This window comes from Amphibacillus jilinensis Y1, assembly GCF_000306965.1.
In the GTDB taxonomy this organism is placed as follows: domain Bacteria; phylum Bacillota; class Bacilli; order Bacillales; family Amphibacillaceae; genus Amphibacillus_C; species Amphibacillus_C jilinensis.
Genome location: NZ_JH976435.1, coordinates 332,421 through 350,012, shown reverse-complemented (window position 1 = coordinate 350,012; position 17,592 = coordinate 332,421). Strand labels below are relative to the sequence as shown.

Annotated in this window: 12 protein-coding genes; all 12 read right to left on the bottom strand. The window is 33.0% G+C overall.

All coding sequences use genetic code 11. The annotated features are described in order from the left end of the window. Positions 1–27: 27 nt before the first annotated feature. A complete protein-coding gene (locus B494_RS0108575) occupies positions 28–594 on the bottom strand; it encodes a glycosyltransferase (RefSeq protein WP_020379890.1) in 567 nt (188 codons plus the stop codon). Continuing rightward, complete coding sequence (locus tag B494_RS0108570; RefSeq protein ID WP_020379889.1) at positions 584–1,162, bottom strand: glycosyltransferase; 579 nt, start codon at positions 1,160–1,162, stop codon at positions 584–586. The genes B494_RS0108575 and B494_RS0108570 overlap by 11 nt, the downstream gene beginning before the upstream one ends. Positions 1,163–1,166: 4 nt before the next feature. Beyond that, on the bottom strand, positions 1,167–2,312 hold the full coding sequence (locus B494_RS0108565) for a glycosyltransferase family 4 protein (protein WP_017471981.1): 1,146 nt from the start codon (positions 2,310–2,312) through the stop codon (positions 1,167–1,169). A gap of 14 nt (positions 2,313–2,326) precedes the next feature. Further along, on the bottom strand, positions 2,327–3,463 hold the full coding sequence (locus tag B494_RS20140; protein WP_017471980.1) for a glycosyltransferase: 1,137 nt from the start codon (positions 3,461–3,463) through the stop codon (positions 2,327–2,329). Beyond that, positions 3,444–4,862: a hypothetical protein gene (locus B494_RS0108555; RefSeq protein WP_017471979.1), complete on the bottom strand. Its 1,419-nt coding sequence runs from the start codon at positions 4,860–4,862 to the stop codon at positions 3,444–3,446. Before B494_RS0108555 ends, B494_RS20140 begins: the two co-directional genes overlap by 20 nt. Positions 4,863–4,892: 30 nt before the next feature. Then, the gene (locus B494_RS0108550) at positions 4,893–6,038 is read right to left on the bottom strand and encodes a glycosyltransferase family 4 protein (protein ID WP_017471978.1); all 1,146 of its coding nucleotides are present in this window, start codon (positions 6,036–6,038) and stop codon (positions 4,893–4,895) included. Between the two features lie 11 nt (positions 6,039–6,049). Continuing rightward, a complete protein-coding gene (locus B494_RS0108545; RefSeq protein ID WP_017471977.1) occupies positions 6,050–6,985 on the bottom strand; it encodes a glycosyltransferase family 2 protein in 936 nt (311 codons plus the stop codon). 33 nt (positions 6,986–7,018) lie between these two features. Then, positions 7,019–7,645 (bottom strand): sugar transferase, encoded by a 627-nt coding sequence (locus tag B494_RS0108540; RefSeq protein WP_051128230.1) that lies wholly within the window; start codon positions 7,643–7,645, stop codon positions 7,019–7,021. A gap of 151 nt (positions 7,646–7,796) precedes the next feature. Then, the gene (gene galU / locus B494_RS0108535; RefSeq protein WP_017471975.1) at positions 7,797–8,678 is read right to left on the bottom strand and encodes a UTP--glucose-1-phosphate uridylyltransferase GalU; all 882 of its coding nucleotides are present in this window, start codon (positions 8,676–8,678) and stop codon (positions 7,797–7,799) included. Positions 8,679–9,766: 1,088 nt separating this feature from the next. Continuing rightward, positions 9,767–10,483, bottom strand: coding sequence for a CpsD/CapB family tyrosine-protein kinase (locus B494_RS19125; RefSeq protein ID WP_017471974.1), 717 nt, complete (start codon positions 10,481–10,483; stop codon positions 9,767–9,769). 17 nt (positions 10,484–10,500) lie between these two features. Beyond that, a complete protein-coding gene (locus B494_RS19120; RefSeq protein WP_017471973.1) occupies positions 10,501–11,196 on the bottom strand; it encodes a YveK family protein in 696 nt (231 codons plus the stop codon). A gap of 334 nt (positions 11,197–11,530) precedes the next feature. Beyond that, a complete protein-coding gene (locus B494_RS0108520) occupies positions 11,531–16,138 on the bottom strand; it encodes an AAA family ATPase (RefSeq protein ID WP_017471972.1) in 4,608 nt (1,535 codons plus the stop codon). Between the last annotated feature and the right edge of the window lie 1,454 nt (positions 16,139–17,592).

The following is a 17,592-nucleotide window of genomic DNA, read 5'->3' as shown; positions in this document are numbered from 1 at the left end:
CACCCTCTAAGCTTTAAATTGAAATTGTCAATCTTTTAATACGGATAAACGAATATGTTTTTCTACTAATGAAACGGTTTGTTCAATCGTAAATTTATTTTCAAAACGTTGATAAGCTTGATTTGCTATTTTTTGATAACCTTGTTTATCGGTGAGCAAACACTCAATTGCTTCTGCTAAATCGCCAACATTACCAGGTTGATAAAGAAGCCCTGATAAACCATGCTCAATAATTTCCAAAGGACCTCCGATACCTGAAGCAATCACGGGTACCTTGGCGGCCATCCCCTCAATAATCACCCTACCAAAAGGCTCCGGTCGTACGGAAGCATGAACCAAGATATCAATGTCATTTAGTAGAGGTCTGACATTTCCTTGGTGCCCTAAAAATTGAATGGCTGCACAACCACTAGCTTCTTCAATAATGGCTTGTTTAAAATTCAGCTCTTCCTCTTTATTAAATAAAACATCACCAATGATTAGAAACTTTACCTTGGGATATTTCTGATGTAAACATTTTGCAGCTTGGATAAAAATATCTTGCCCTTTCCATTTCGCAATTTGACCAACTATAGCAACCTTATCAGCATTCAATTTTATTAGCCTCCTCATGAGGACAGATGCCGTTATAAACGATTTTCAATTTATGATTTTGTTTAAACTGTTTTGACGCCGCAGCAGATATACAAATAATTTTATCTGTATATCTTGCTAAGTATGTGAATAGGGTTCGATTTAAGCCGTCGTCAAGAATATCTCTTACATGCCAAATAACTTTTTTAAACATCAATTTCCCAACTATTAAACCAATAAAATGTGCCTTCATAGAATTGGTATAATATAAATCTACTTTATGCCTTAATCCAAATCGCCAAAGTTTTACTATTGGGAAAAATAAAGAAAAGCCATAAAAAAAACGAAAACGATTTTTTTGGTCTCGGTTATATTTCAAAATTTCATCAGGGAACTTTATAATGGAAACTTCTATCCCTTTAATTTGTCTAGCTAGACGAACGAGTTCCCCATCTTCAAAACAAACAAGCAATGGGTGAAATAATCCTTTATTAATATAACTAAGAATATCTAATAAACTGCGCTCAGCACCACCAACGACAGCGGTATGATTGATAAAAATGACTTTAATTGGCTGTTTATCCCCCATATCATCACTCCAACGTTTCTAATAAATTCACTCTTTGTTTCCATAAACAATGCTCTGTAACCCAACGATAACCATTATTACCGATTTTCCTTGCTAATTCGTGATCATTTAAAAGCGTTAGTATTGTCTGAATAACTTCCTTTTTATCTAACGGATTAATTAAAAAGCCGGTTTTTCCATCTATCACGGCATCAGGAACACCACCATTACGACCTCCAATCACAGGTGTTCTATGCAATCCCGCTTCTAAAAACACGATACCATAACCTTCTACATCGCCTTCTTGATGTAATTCTTGATTAAGCATGATAAACAAATTAGCCAATGAATATAATGTTTCTAATTCACTTCTTTCTATCGCACCTGTAAAAACAACGTGTTTTTCCATAGCTAAGGTTTTTACTATCTTTTCTAAATTATCCCGTTCGGGACCACTACCACAAATGACATAGACGACTTCTTCATTACCTTTTATAACTTCTTGTAACGCTTTAATCACAAGATCATGTCCTTTACGTTTCACTAGTCGCCCCACCGTTAATAAGACCGCCTTGTCTGCTAACCCGAATTTTTCACTAACAGCAGTTGTATTAAGGTCTATATCGTCATGTCTCATTGTTCCTGGATTGATAATAACAATATCAGCTGGTTTAATTCCTACTTCTATTAACTTTGTTTTCGTATACTGACTATTAGAAATAATTTTATTTGCCCGCTTTAAACTATACATTAATAACTTATATTTCAAGCGATTTTGCTTAGATTCCAAAAAGTCTAAACCATGAATATATGGGTAATAGTTTACTTTTAACCATTTACGAGCCAGGGGGCCAATCACTCCTATAGGCATAATATTTCCAAAGTGCAATTCTTCAATTTTGTGTTCTCTTTTTATTTTAACTAAATAATAAATCAAGCCAAAGAGTTGTAGGATTTGCCTTATAAATGAAACACGATTAGTCATACCAATCCGGTATGTTTTATAAGCTTGTGATTCATCAAAACGCTTATATGTTTCTTTTCCAATTCTATTTGATGTTAAGACAAATGTTTGACTGGGATTTAAATGTTTAACCATTCCATAAACATAATTTTGTATCCCGCCATTTTCGGGTGGAAAATCAATTGACACAAATAAACGTTTAATCACGCAATCACAACCTTTTATCCAACTATTTTTTCAAATGACGCGATAATCATTTGTGCAATTTGTTTGTTGCCAAATTTGTTTATCGCACGCTCTCTTATACTGAGCCTGTTTTTTTCAGCTTTTGCTGCAACAATTATTCTATTAGATAATTGAGCTATATCATCCTCTTCAAACACCCAATCCATTCGTAATGCTTTAAGCACTTGCGGAATTTCTCCACAATTACTACCAATAGATGCTACACCACAGGCTGCCGCTTCTATTAACACTCTACCGAACTGTTCTTTCCAATTGTGCGAAGTTTTTGAAGGGAGTACATGTACATCCATACAGTTGAACCATTTGGACATCTCACTATGTTCAGCATTATCAATAAAACTCACCTGTTGATCAATATGAAGATTCGTGGCTAACGCTCTCAATTCTTTTTGTAACGGACCTCTTCCTACAATTATTAAGTGAATGTCCGATAAAAATGCAAGTGATTTTTTAAACGCTTTAAATAGAATATCTACGCCCTTTTCTTCAACTAATCGACCTGCAAAACCAATAACAAACGTATCATTTGATAGATCTAATTCTGCTCTCCCATACTGTCTGATCTGATAATCAATATTAAAATGAGCTTCATCTACACCTAAAGGAATTTCAATTAACGACTTTTGATAACCTTTATCACGTAATACACCTGTTACATCTTTACTAATACTAACCGCTAAATCAGCATAATTATAGGTGTATTGCTCTATTTGCTTTATTATAAAAGGATAGTTTTTATAAATATTCTGTGCTGAATAAAATCCAACCGGGATTTTTAATGCCTTGGCATATCTTATTGACTGAAAACAGCTAAGCGAGTATGGTTCTTCGGCTAAATAAATTGCATCTGGATTTAGTCTTTTTAGTACGTGTTTTAAGTTTTTGCGATAAAAATGTAAAGGGATACTTCTATTTAATATTGTTGGTATCTCAATAATTTCTCCATTAAATCCTGGCCAACGCTTTACTTTAATCGGTTTGTTTGTTAAATCCGCAGCTATAAAATTACTGGGTACGATCACATCTACATGATAACCCAATTTTTCCATTTCACTATATACTTGTTGATTGACATCCGTAACACATGCATGACTAATCACCGTTAAACGCATATTCTCCACCTCGTTGCAACATATATTCTTTATGAATCCATCCAACAAATAACCAAACAATTATTGGGGTTAGATAGAAGCCTCCATTAAGCCATTGACCTAAAGTACTAATTAAAATACCTAGTATAACTACATGTTCCGTTTGCCTTTTATGATAAATTAACCAAATGGACCTGTGAATTGTGACGCCAATAACCACCATGTATATAATGCCACCTAAACCTAAAGCAACAATCATATTTGATATATCAACCTCTGTAGACATGCTTTGCGCAGTTTCTGCTTTATCTGCTGCCTTCGTAATCGAAGCTATTCCATTGCCGAGCGGATTCGTATATATATTCTTGGCGCCATCTACCACTCGTTCAATATGACCAATACCCGTTTGCTCTTCCGAGAGCGGATCTGTAAGGCCCCCTATTACATGCTTGATAACTGGCTCAGCAGAGCCAAACCAAGAAGGGTTAATTTGTGGGAATGTTGACCACAATATTATAAAACCTATCGCAACTATGACCCCTGCACTAACTCGCGCTATTAAGCGTTTTCGAGTGATAATTATAACCATAAAAATAGCTAAACAAATAAAGAAGATAACCATTCTTGATCCTGCTAAAATGATTGCAGTTAGTGCTGTGATACTTACAAGAGCATGGACAATCTTAAAACGATCAACGATCATTCTTGCAAAAGAAATGCTAAATGTTATTGTTATAAAATAAACAAATTCATGAGCGCTTGGAAACGTCCCAATTGCCCTTACCGTGTCTTCAGCCAAGTATAACGCTGCATAACCTGATATATTTACCCAATCCATTTCAAATGTAAGCAATCCGAAAAATGACTGATATAAACCGTACAGGGCTATGATTACTCCTAATAGTTCGATCGTGTTCATAATATGTTTAACTATCGTTTTATTAAACTTAAAAAATGAAATATAGTACCATAACCATGGAATTAAAATAAACATGGAAGCGATTAGACCTAATCTCAATGGATTAATGATATGGATACAACTCATACCAAAGAGTAAAGCCATCAATTTGTCTGGTTTTTCTCTTTGCTCATGTGGATTATTTTTATGTTCCCAAAACATAAGAATGGCAAGCATAACGGTAAAAATCGGGATTAAAATCAGAAGCGGATCATAGCTACTCCATCCAGCAATCGGGATTAGTGCTCGTCTAATTAATCCTATGAAAGCTAAATAAATAATAAAAAGATATATCATCCGTTCTCGATAGCTGATAACTAAACCCGATATGGTTAAAAACAATGCAATAAATACAAGAGGCCTTATCATTTGTGCTGAGATAGATAATACGCCAACCATTAAGGATGTTATGACTACTAATAGAATTAGTTGAGCAAACTTTTTATTAAAAATTACAGCCACTAGATGTTCCTCCTCTTTTCCATGCATCATTTAATTTACAATATTTTTATATAGTGCTTTAAATAAAATATAGCTCCGATCCCATGTTAAATACTTAGCTTTCTCGTGCGCTTTGATCGACATTTCTTTTCTTAGTTGAATATTTAACGATAAAGTCTCACAAGCCGCTTGTAAAGAATGCTTATTTCTTTCAACTGTGAAACCTGTCACTCCATTTTCTGCTAAAATACTTGAAATTCCAACTTCTGTCATGATAATAGGTAAACCACATGCAGCTGCTTCAAGTGAAGCAATACTAAACGTTTCATACAAGCTTGGAAGTACATATATATCCGCTGTATTATACAATTCAGTTGGATTTTCCTGAAACCCATAAAAAATAACGTGATTTCTCATGTTTGAATCGAGTCCACTAAGAAGCCTTTTTTCATCTCCCTTTCCAACAACCAACAACTTTGCATTAATCGTTGGATAAGTAGATCGAAGATGCGCAAATACCTCTATCATAATTGGCAAGCCTTTTCGAGTCCAATCTCCACCAACAAAAATAAATACCAAAGCATCCTCTGGCATTCCTCTTTTCCTTTTATAGATCTTCTTTCTTGTTTCATTTACGGGTTTAAATACTTCTGTATCGACCCCATTATATATAATCGACACATTTTGATTATCATAATTAAAATATCTAGTAAGTTCTTCTTTCACGTGTTCAGATACAGCGACTAACTGTGGTATCCGTTTAGGCTGATAACACAAATTTTCCATTATTCTTGCAAAATGATTTTGAAACCAAGTATTTAATCGATGGGCATTTGATTTAACGACCTTCACTCGATCATGTAATCCCAATTGATGATAAGCTTTATGACAAAAATGGACAGTTGAAACGTCAACACGATTTAGGACAATTGCGCCTGTTGTATGGACAAGATCAAACTTCTTAAAAGTGAGAATCACACTAACAATAATCATAAATAATATACTTTTCAGAAAGACAGGTCGTTGTGAAATGGGGATTCTCATAAATTTGACATCTTCACAATCACAATCTAATTCGGTCGCAATTACCGTAATAGCATAATCATACTTTAGTCGCTTAATCATCTCCAACAAATGTTTCTCCATACCGCCTTTATTATTTATATTATGCGCAACGATCGCTAATTTCTTCTTCATAAACTTCTCCTTTAAGATACTTGCCTATCCTTTGTTTTTTTGACAAAGGATAATCTTACACTTAAATTAATCTTAAACTTTTCCATCACTAAATAAGGTTGATTACTTAATGAGCGAAATAATTGAAGAACACCCGGTCGATCGCGTGTACCTATTAACACAGTCCATAAAATATAGATTAACCTTCTACAGCGCGATGGCATATATTCTAATATGATTAATGTTTCATTATATATAGCATGATAATAGGCTTTAGCATTAAATTCATCCCGTTTATTTAAATCAAATCGTCGCGCAGGAAAGTGATCAACCATTGCACGAGGATCGTATATTAAACGCCATCCCTTTCGCTTCACACTTAGGCTGAATGCCATGTCATTATGTACCTGAGCACCCTCTCCAAGTAATCTTTTATCAAAATACAATTCGTTGATCGCTTCACGACGATAACTCATATTTGCTCCCTTTAACACATCAACATCGCGAACAGGTCCATAACCTAGGTGATGATTTCCGATCACCCGCCCAAACCATTGAATTTTCCCAACCGTTCTTTTTTTTGCTTTTCCTTTCATTGATTTGTAATTTATCCAATCTCGCCCGCCTATGCCACCGATATCATCGGCAAGGTGAAATTGATCAACAATGGTTTGTAACCAGGTGTGATACGGTGCTGTATCATCATCTAGAATACAAATAAATTTACCACGCGCACTTCGCAAACCCTCATTTAAAGCGGCTACTTGTCCAGGAGTGGTCACCGTCCTTTCTACTAGTTGATACTTTGTTGATTGAAGTCCCCTTATAAATCGTCTTGTCTCTGAATCTGTATCTCTAACAATAACGATGACTTCGTCTGGTAACAAAGTTTGTTTTTGCAAAGCTAATAAACAACGTCGTAAATCGCTTATTCGTTTATAAGTTGGCACTAATACGGAAGTATTCATACTATATCTCATCCTTTAAATATTTGGTGAACATTAATAAGCTCCATTTGAACCACATAGAACGACAACGGTTCTAACAATTAATTTAAGATCAATTAACAGATTTCTTTCACTTATATACTTTAAATCTAAATAGACCCATTCTTCAAAATCAAGATCACTTCTACCACTTATTTGCCAATAACAAGTTAGTCCGGGAACAACCTTCAAACGTTGCATTTGGTAACTTGAATATTTTAATACTTCATCTGGTAGTGGAGGTCTAGGTCCAACTAAACTCATTTCACCTTTTAAAACATTAATTAACTGCGGCAATTCATCAATACTTGTTTTTCTAATAAATTTGCCTATTTTCGTAATCCTAGGGTCTTTTTTCATTTTAAATACTGGACCAGTTACTTCATTATTAGCTAATAATGAATGTTTTAATGCTTCTGCATTAGGTACCATAGAGCGGAATTTGTACATGTTAAAACTTTTCCCATCTTTACCTAAACGTTCTTGACTAAAAAAAATCGAAGTCTGACTATCATCTAATTTAATTAGAAATCCAATAATAAGAAATACAGGAGATAACATGATCAATCCTACACCAGCAATTATTAGGTCGATACATCTTTTCGAAACACGATAAAAACGCGATTCATTTACAGGGATCATAATGTATTTAATATTATAATTTTTTTTTTCTTCTGTATGACCTTTTGTTATCAGCAACTTGCTTCACCAACCTTGTCATCAGTTTCAGTCAAATAGTTATTTCAAATTAGCTTCTAGTAGTTAATAGCTACACTGATTAGATTAAATTAGATTAATTTGGTACTGCTTCAAGTATCATTTCTTTTAACATTTTTTCAACATGAGGACCTAACTCTCTATTCTGTAATGCAAATTCTATCGTTGTTTTTATAAATCCTAGTTTCTCTCCAACATCATAGCGTTCACCTTCAAAATCATAAGCGAATACACGTTGTATATGATTCAATCTTTGAATTGAGTCCGTTAATTGAATCTCTCCGCCAGTCCCCACTTCCAACTTATCTAAAAATCTGAAAATTTCTGGTGTAAGTATGTAGCGACCCATAATGGCTAGATTGGACGGCGCGGTTCCTGGTTCTGGTTTCTCGACAAAACTATTAACTTTGTAGCGTCGCCCTTCAAAACTATCAGGGTTTATAATTCCATAACGACTTGTTTCTTCATCTGGTACTTTTTGAACACCTATAATAGAAGAATAAGTTTTCTCGTATTGTTCTATTAACTGCTTAAGACAAGGAACATCGCTTTTAACAATATCATCGCCTAACAATACGGCAAATGGTTCATCACCAATAAAGTTTCGCGCGCACCAAACCGCATGACCTAATCCTTTAGGTTGACTTTGTCTAATATAGTGAATATCTGCAAGATTAGAAGTATATTCTACCTGAGCAAGTAAATCTAACTTTCCTTTTTCCGCAAGATTCCGTTCTAATTCAGGTGCATGATCAAAATGATCCTCAATTGCTCGTTTCCCTTTACCTGTTACAATGATAATGTCTTCAATACCTGACGCAACAGCTTCTTCTATAATGTATTGAATCGTTGGTTTATCAACAATAGGTAACATCTCTTTAGGCATTGCTTTAGTTGCCGGCAAAAATCTTGTTCCTAATCCAGCGGCTGGTATGATTGCTTTTTTTATCTTTTTCATAACCTACCTCCTTAAAATTTTTTGATAAATATCTTGGATAGTATACTTTTTTACTTTGGTATTTTTTCCTAACTTAAATGTATTTTTTTTGACTTCTCGCTTGTTAGTGTTTAAATCAGAGAAAGATAACATCATTGTCGATTTGCTATAAATTATTTTCAGGTCTTATTACTCAAGCCAAATATCAAGAACGTTGCGTCTTGGCTTACGTAAGTGATCATTTCATATTTAAATCTCCAATCCTAAATCTGCAGATAGACTAAATAGCGAAAAGGCATATTTTAATTAAAAATGGGCATCTAACCCGTCCTCACTTCCACACCCTTGCTGACTTGCGCTAAGGTTATCTATCTTTTGATATAACCCACAGTATGACCGAGTGCATCCATTGATAAGGGTTAGGATACATCACCCATAAACTCATACATTATTTTATTTTCCTTTTACTGAAGACAAGCTTTTCTATTACGTTTTAAGTTCTTTTTTTGACTTCATATATAGAGAGCTAACTTGTTATTATTACAGTTGCTTCGTTATTCATCTTAGGTACTGTGAAATTTAATATACGTAGATTATTAATTCGTTTACTTGTTTTGATAACACCACTTTTTTCTTTAAACTATTTATAACAAAATAAAAAATAATTCACATATAACTAAAGTTATATTTAGACAATTTTTTTAAGAAATAATTCCTTAAATAGTATCTTACGGCCCATAATAGGAAAAAAGTTAATAAAATGTAGATTGAAATGGAAATGAAGTAAAATTTCAGAAGAGAATAAATATCGATATTTCAGATGTGAAAATACGTGGTATCAAAATAATGACGTTGGTAAAAACAATTAACGTCATAGAGATTTTTAATGATTAGATAAAGTCATTCTCACTCCAAACTCAAATCAACTTTTTTGCTTGTTAACACGAAGATAACAATACATTTGAAAGTAATGAAACATTTTTGTATTGGCACGTTTCCCTTTCCCAGAGTAAATGCACTCAAACTGTTTAAAGAAACTGAACTTAATCCATTTGCAAATTAAGCTATCTATCATGAGCATAAAAAACTATAGGTAGACTTTTTTAAGTCTACCTATAGGCTATATCAATCTCACTATCATCATATTTTTGTAATATTGCTAATTTATCATCTTTGGCATGATCATTTAATACCACACCTATTAGTTCTGCTTCTGCGTTTTCCAATATTTCTTTTGCTTTAGCGGATTTTTCCAAATTTGTTTTCATACTGCGAACAACTAAAAGGGAAACATCGCAAACTTCTGCCAAAATTCTCGTATCCACAACTCCTAAAATGTTTGGTGTATCAAAAATTACTAAATCATAGATTTTATTTACTTCAACTAGTAATTCAGTCATTTTATTTGATGCCAATAATTCCGTCGGGTCGGCAGAAATCGAACCAGCTGTTAATAAATCCAGATTCTTCACCCGGCTACGAATCACAACATCGTTAAACTGTTTCTTACCATTAATGATACTGCATAAGCCATGATTATTTTTTTCTTGGAAATAACACTGCAAACTTGCATGACGAATATCGGCATCAATAATTAATGTTCTGTAATTTCGCTTAGCAAAGGCAACAGCTAAATTTGCACTCACCATTGACTTTCCGTCCTGAAATTCTGGAGAAGTAATAATCAATGATTTCATCTTGTTTTTTTTCATGAAGCATTCTACATTTGTTCTCAAAGTTAAGTATTGTCCCATAATATGTGAATCTTGCATTTTGTTCGTTACTCGATCAGCTTGATCATAATCTAATTTTCTATTTCTTTTCACTCGTAAATACGCCCTTTCTAATTTCCGTTAACCTTAAAATTGTCATGAAATTTCTTAGTATTCCTTGTTTGAGCATGACCAATCACACCCAAAACAGGAAGATCCAATTGTCTTTTAACATCCTTCTCTGATGTTATCGTGTTATCTAAATAGCCTAATACTAAAGCAATACCTGCTCCGATTATTAGACCTAATACGATAGCAATTGTAATATTTAATGATTTATTAGGTCCCCGTTTTTGTGCCGTCGATGCTCTGCTAATAATATTTATATTATCTACCTGCATAATTCCAGGCAGTTCTTTTTGAAAAACTTCAACAACCGTATTAGCTAAGATTACTGCATCTGTTGGATTTGAATCAAAAGCACCTAATGTAACAATTTGTGAACCACTTCTATTATCTATCTCAATAGAATTAGCAAAAATCGGCCTGTCCAACTCTTCTGATACGATGTCTAATATTTGCTGGCTGACGATAAGGTCTTTATAGGAATTAATTAAATCTAAATTGACACTAATTTGATTCGATTGGTAAATTTCGTCTTCACTCATTTGATTAACTAAAAATTGAGCACTCGAATAATAAGTTGGTGTTACTCTAAAAGTAAAGATCCCACTGATAACCCCTGCCAAAATTGCAATTGATATGATCATGAGAAACCTTTTTTTAATTAATGCAGTGATCTCTTTTAACGCTTCAAAATCTTGCATTTTACCACTCCATTCTGCTTGATTTGAATAATATAGTTATCTTACAACAAAAAGACTTTCTCTACGTATATCAAAAGTTATAATTCCTGTATAAAATCTATTCTTTTTTCATTTTCAGCACTTAACGATTAACATTCAATTTGCTATTCAACAGCCGCTTAAGCTTGTCATGCTAATGATTTAAGTACAAATCTGAACTACAAAAGTTAAGTTATGGGTCTATGTCTATTACGAATAGCGTCAACTATATTAAAAAAATCATTTAAAGCTAAAGAAAGAGCGTGTCCATAAAAAGTCACTGTGTAGTGATTATTTAGGACACCCCCTTCTAAACTTAATTTATGAGTTTTAACTGATTCGCTTTAAAGATTGCCATTGTGCGTCGATTAACATCTAATTTAGAGAAGATGTTATGTATATGAACTTTTATCGTTCCGATTTTCACACCTAAGATTTTTGCTATCTCTTTGTTTGAATGCCCAGCTGCCATTAAGTTAATAATCTCAAGTTCCCTGTCAGTGAGATCATCATAAATCATTAGCTCTTCATCCACATTATCGTTCTTATAAAGTTCTTGTTTCAAATCTATAGTATTAGATTTAAAGGGTTCTATTAATCTCGTGACAAACATAGCTTGGGTACCTAGAAATTTCAAGATAGAAAATTGCTCTTCAGAAAACAGATTGGCAATCCAACGATTTTCCAAATAGAGAATTCCCACGTACTGACCTTGGATAAAGAGCGGCATACATAATGTAGATTTTTGAGAATATTCCATAATATACGACGTTCCCTTATAGATTTCTGCATGTGTATTATTAGATGTGTTAACAAGTTTCTTCGTACGATCAACATATCTAATGACTTGATGCGGAATCTCTTTTGATTCATCAATTGGCTTATTGGGCATCAAGACATCATCTATTCCTTGCACAATCGAAGTGACAATGACTACATTTTCTTGCTTGGTAAAAAGAATAACTTTTTCTGCTAGAGATTCTCGTTTAATAGCACACATTAATTCTTTAAGTGCATCGGAAAAGTTTATTTCTTTTGACATTACTTCTGATGCTCTAATAATATTGTCTAATTTTGTCTTTGAACGAATACTTAAGTCTCGACTCATTTCTTGTGATGAAGTTTCTTTTTTTACTATTAGGTGATTGACATCGTCTGTCATCCTATCAAAATATCCATGTTCAATAAAGCGCGCTTTCCAACCCGCTCCCCACTCATTATACTCTTGAATAGCCACTTTAAGAAAAATTAGTGCAATTCTTATTTTTCCTCTTTCATGATAAAACTGCCCCGTAAGTTCATTAGTTAACGCCTTACTTAACCGATTTCCGTTCTTTTCTGCCGAAGTTATCGCTTGTTCATATAACTCTTCTGCTTTATCAAGATAACCAAAAACATTAGCGTATTCAGCTCGAATCAACCATTCTTTGTAGGCAAAACATTTCTCATCATATTTCCGAAAATGCGCGAGCTGTTCTAGAACAATCCTCAACTCACGATTCCACTCCAATTGTTTAGTGCCACTCTGATCCTTCCAGCATTTCAACATAACGATTGCTTTGTAAAAGTAATGATCAACTAGATAATTGTAATGATCAGAATATTCAACATAATTATCTGCTTTTAAAGCATATGATACTGCCTTACTATATTCTGCGTTTAAATAACAAATTTGGGTTTTGTATAGATAATAATTAAATAGAGTCATATCTTTTGTGTCTTTAGCTTCAATATCAACCATAAAATGCTTTTCATTAAAATCATCACTATCCATTGATAACGGATCGTTCGTTCGTCCTTTCATGCACAAAATAAATTGTGAAAAGAGCATGATATTATCAAAAACCAATCCTTCATTAAATTGTTGTAGGATCCTTTTGTATCTATCCGTTAATTCTAACAAATCCACTAATGTTTTTTTCTCATATGATAAAAATGTGTGTTTTAAAATAGCCATGCTGGTATAAATGTTTCCGCTACCAATATGTCCCCCAAATTCAATAGCTTGTTTTAAGTATGCTTCTTTATTGATAATCTCCTCGTTACCATAATGATAGAATCCACTCCCCAAAACCATATAAGTTTTACTTTTTACCGAAGGAGTATTTTCCTCTACTACCATACTTAACGCAATATCTCTAATAGAGTAAGCTTCTGGAAATGCTTTCGATTCAAGACACAATAAAGAACCATAAACAGCGAAAACAGCAGGCGCATCTTCATATCTTCCATATTCTATAATTAAACGCATGAGTTTACAGATAATAACAGAAAAAACGCTTTTATTTATTAAAAAGCTAGGTATTAATAATTCAAATAAAACCTTCATGATGGTATAGATTTCACGGGTTTTAACATTAGGTAAATACCTTAATTTTTTAAAATCCCCAGCAAGACGTTGCCTTGTTAACACCATCTCTTCTCTAACAAGTTGCGGGGTTGGTTCTCTTGGAATATCAAAATTAATCTTTTCAAGACAATTGATTCCTACTTCTAAAGCCATTTTCGGTTTCCCGCAATTAATATAGTTTAAAATCTTTTGACTATATACCAATAGGATATCTGAACTTGCGTGAGCGCGTTGTAATAATTTTGCATGTAGTATTTCAAGTTCTTGCCCATGACCAGTATAATACTCCGATTCTGCTAACTCTAAATACAGGTTGAAACAAAAATCATGACATTTCTCCCACTTTAGTTGCTCCATACTCATAACAGCACTTCGGTAATAATGCAGAGCAGTAACATAATCATTTGATTCCTTAGCCAATGAACCTGCTTTGTAATTCAACTCGATCAGCTGCTCTTTTTCACTTGTTTCTTGAATCATATCTCTGCCTTTGTTAAAATGATCGACTGTTTTAAATATCAAATCATCTTGTGGCCCTAAATTAACAAAAAATCTTGCTAATTCTAAATGATTTCGTTTTTTTTCAGTCTCGCTATTTAAATCATAAATAACCTGTTGAATCTGGTTATGGAAAAAATGATAGCGCTGATCCTGATTATTAAGCGTTTCAGAAAAAATTAACCCCTCTTTTTCAGCACGATGTATCGCGTCCGCAATTGCTTTAACTGAGAAATCTGAAAACCGTTCAATTTCTGATCGTTCAAAAACATAACCAAAACAAGCGATAATCTTTAACACCTTTTTCACGACTTTAGGCAGTCGATCAATTTTATGAATCATATAATTGATTAAACACTTCTGCTCTTTAACTGATTGAATCGCCTCTTGGTCCCATTCCCATGTTTGCGTCACATTATTATACATTATCCAATCGTTGGCATAAATAACTTTTAGTAATTGTTTCGTGTAGAAAAGGTTCCCTGCTGTCTTTTTATAAATTAATTTAGTCAATGCTACAGTCTTAGTTGGATCACTATGAAGTGTGTCGGCTACTAACTGGTTAACTTCCTTCATTGATAAATTTAACAATTCCAATTCCGTGCACCGAACGCCATACTGATCAATCATTTCAAATTGGTCTTTTATCATCTCCAATTGCACTCTGTCACCATCGTCTCTACAGCCTAAAATCAGCATTAGTCTGCTTGTGTTTGGTTTCATTATTAAAGAACGAATTAGTTTAATGAATGGTTTATCAGCCAAATGAAAGTTATCTAAAAATAAGACTAACGGTTGATCACTATTGATAAATACTTGAATAAATTGTTGAAATACCTGAATAAATTTCTGCTCTTTTTCTTCAACAGACATTAAGCTTATTGATTTTTGCTCTCCTATAATTGACGTTAATTCTGGTATAACATTAGTAATAAGGTGTGCTTGATCTCCAATTGCATCCAAAATTACTTCTTTCCATTTGCCCATTTGTTGGTTAGTTTGTGTTAAAATTTCACTAACTACATCTTGAAAAGCTGAAATCAATGATTGATAAGGTGTATGATTTTGGGTCTGATCAAATTCACCCGAAGTAAAGTATGCTCTGTTATAAACCATTTTTCTAAATTGATTGTTTATTAAAGTTGTTTTCCCTATTCCAACAGGTCCATGTAGAAACACTAATTCTACTGAACCATTGGAAGCGTCTTGAAATAAATCATATATTAGACAAATTTCGTTATCCCTTCCGTAATAGTGTTTTGGAATTTTAAAAAATCCATCTAGTTGTTCAATGGATAAGCGAAATGAGTCAATTTTCTCTGTATCTTTTAACGCGACTAAGCACTTCGTTAAATCTTTAAGTAGTTGACCACATGTTTGGTATCTATTTTCTGGATTTTTAGATAAAAGTGTCATAACTATATAATTAACCATCTTAGGGACTTTCCGATTCATTCTTATTAATTGAATCGGCTCAACAGCTATGTGATTATGCGTCCAATCCTGATTATTGTATCTAGAAAATGGATTTTTACCTCTTGCAAATACTTCATATAACAGCATACCTAGCTTATATAATTCAGAACGTTGATCATAGTTTTTCTTAAGCAATTCTTCAGGCGACTGATATTTACTTTCCAATGATTCCTTCGTCGAAACCATAGGTAATATTTTAACTTCCAAATCTTCGGATAAAATAATGCGATCTGGTTTAATCATAAACTTAACTTCTTTTATATGCTGACATTGCTCAACTGACTTAACAAGTTGAATCGCTATCTTTAGTGATTCTTCAATAGAATATGCGTGACTGCTCAACGCTTCACTTAAACTTAGGCCTTCTATATTTTCAAAAGCAATCCCTTTATCAACTATTTCTAGCGGGGGTAACATACAAGGTATATCAAATTGTTGACGAATCTGAAATTCCTTAATTAATAACCCCTCAGATATTTCATCATCATCAGTCAACCTCCTCAATAATATCTTATTAGAATCAGCTTGAATGGCCCTAATAAATTGATGATTGTCAATTTCCCATGCAAGTTCTAACTCACTATATCCTGCAGTTTTCATTAGCATTACCTCTTTCAACATGAGCTATAATATTCGTATTGTATGTATTTCTAACTAACAAACACTAACTCTTTTTATAATAAAAATAGCAATTATAAAATCATTGTCAGAGTCTTATGTACTCTTAAGATTGTAAATACTAATCAATAACTATTAAATCATGAATAGGTAAGTGAATTTCCAACTATCTTAATAAGTATATTAGAAAGAATACCTTACAACGGTATTCAACTATTCGTAGTAACCAACTTAATACATCAAAAATAATGATTTTACTTTATGATCTAATCCTATTTTAAAAACAAACGCTATTTAAATGAATAAATAAAATCGTGCGATGATTCGTCATGATTTTGAGCGCTTGAACACGCTTTACCTACTAATGACTTCGCTTGTTTAAAGGCATTGCCTAGGGTCAACAGGATGTTGATCAGTTCGATGTTAACACATGATGTGACGCTTTCAATTTAACATTCTCTTAAGTGAAGCTTCACCTGATGTTTTTACTCTTAGCGGCTCATCCTTCGGCTTCCTTTGCTCATTGAAAACTTACATATTGTTCGTCTTCTACTCCAAATAGCTGAATTATGAAATGCATTCACATAACAAAAGTTATGGATTTTTCTTTTATAAACGATCACTATTTCTACATTTAATTCCCCCTGAAAAATTCGAATTTTCAATAAATGATATAAAGTTCTATATATGGATACATCAGGCGTTAATACACCTGCATTCATTTTTAAAAAGACAACTCATGGAAAAGATTATACAATAGCTTCATTTCTACAATAATAGTGCTCATCAATATACATTTAATTACTTAATCAACAAGCGAAACCAAAAACTTAATTGATTATGCGCCGAAACTAAAGACCTATTCATTCAAAAATTTATTACTAATAGTTTGCTAAAAGAAGTTGAAAATCTTGATACGATAAATAAATGTCTTCTTTTTAATAAAATTCAAATTAGAAAAAACATCATCTATAAAATAAAGTTTTATATACAATTTGTCACTTAAAAGCTCATTTATTATAATACTACCATCACATTCTTTCTTCTTAAAAGGGAGCTTTGACCTAATTATATTTTCTCATTTTTGTTAAATCATTCTATATATTTTACACTTTTACTTCATTTAATTGACATGAAATACAAGTGTAATCATACTTTACAGTTTTATTCACAACGCTTAAATCCTTTGAAGAAGTAAATATGACCACCAAACTTAGATATATAAAAAATCATTTAATTAATGTCTATTTTTCACAGAAATCTTTGGAATATCTTATCACTTACTAAGCGATCGATCACTTACTACAGATGCTATAAAAAAACTGATGACGCAAGAATACTAATCCTCACGTGTCAGCGTACGATAAAGTAAAATAAACAGCGTCTAACCAGTGCTTACTCCAGTAATCAACGGGCAATTAACGTTTATTTATACG

What these genes read in the sequence shown, in the direction of transcription:
- B494_RS0108570 (WP_020379889.1), bottom strand. Translation starts at nt 1,162, where the DNA reads ATGGGGGATAAACAGCCAATTAAAGTCATTTTTATCAATCATACCGCT.
- B494_RS20140 (WP_017471980.1), bottom strand. Translation starts at nt 3,463, where the DNA reads ATGCGTTTAACGGTGATTAGTCATGCATGTGTTACGGATGTCAATCAA.
- B494_RS0108550 (WP_017471978.1), bottom strand. Translation starts at nt 6,038, where the DNA reads ATGAAGAAGAAATTAGCGATCGTTGCGCATAATATAAATAATAAAGGC.
- B494_RS0108545 (WP_017471977.1), bottom strand. Translation starts at nt 6,985, where the DNA reads ATGAATACTTCCGTATTAGTGCCAACTTATAAACGAATAAGCGATTTA.
- B494_RS0108540 (WP_051128230.1), bottom strand. Translation starts at nt 7,645, where the DNA reads ATGATCCCTGTAAATGAATCGCGTTTTTATCGTGTTTCGAAAAGATGT.
- galU (WP_017471975.1), bottom strand. Translation starts at nt 8,678, where the DNA reads ATGAAAAAGATAAAAAAAGCAATCATACCAGCCGCTGGATTAGGAACA.
- B494_RS19120 (WP_017471973.1), bottom strand. Translation starts at nt 11,196, where the DNA reads ATGCAAGATTTTGAAGCGTTAAAAGAGATCACTGCATTAATTAAAAAA.
- B494_RS0108520 (WP_017471972.1), bottom strand. Translation starts at nt 16,138, where the DNA reads ATGAAAACTGCAGGATATAGTGAGTTAGAACTTGCATGGGAAATTGAC.